At 69.9% G+C, this 682-nt stretch carries 1 protein-coding gene; it reads left to right on the forward strand.

Translation table 11 applies throughout. The annotated features are described in order from the left end of the window. The coding region (locus AC1DWF_RS34960) for a DNA/RNA helicase domain-containing protein (protein ID WP_476843059.1) at positions 1-634 on the forward strand (634 nt) is incomplete at its 5' end. Positions 635-682: the final 48 nt, after the last annotated feature.

Genomic DNA, 682 nt, shown 5'->3' on the forward strand with positions numbered 1-682 from the left:
GGCCGAAGCGGCTGACATCGCGCGGGACGGCGTCCCCTTCTACGTCACCCGCGACCTGGCCGCGACGCGCACCGCGCTGCGTGGACTTGCACGCGGCCGAAGACGTGCCGGCCTGGTCGCATCCTCCGGTGCGAAGCGGTTGCGCGCCGAGGGCCTGGGCACCCAGCTTCCCGAGGTCGAGAACTGGTTCCTCGACCGCTGGCCCGATGTGCGCGCCTCCGACGCCCTCGAAACCACCGCGACGGAATACGACTGCCAGGGCCTGGAGCTCGACGTCGTCGGCCTGTGCTGGGGCGGAGACCTGCTGCGGGGACCTCGAGGTTGGCTGGTCCAGCGCTGCGGGGGCACGCAATGGAAGACGGTCCACAAGCCGGAGACCCGGGCCTTCTTCGTTAACAAGTATCGGGTGCTACTCACCCGCGCCCGCTATGAGACGGTGATCTGGAGTCCTCGCGGCAGCGGTCCTGCCGATCCCTTCTACGACGCCACCCGCCCCCGCGCCGCCTTCGATGAACTCGCCGACTACCTGCAACGCTGCGGTGCCGGCCCGCTCCTGCGCGAGCCGGCCGCCGCGCCCGGCGAGCCGCCGTTCGACTGCGGCCACAAAGCCACACCGGCACTCACCTTTCGTTAAGAGATTCGGGCGCATTCAAGCGGGGCCGCAAAAGGGCGGCTCCTATGG

The sequence above is a fragment of the Aminobacter sp. P4_D5 genome (assembly GCF_056401815.1).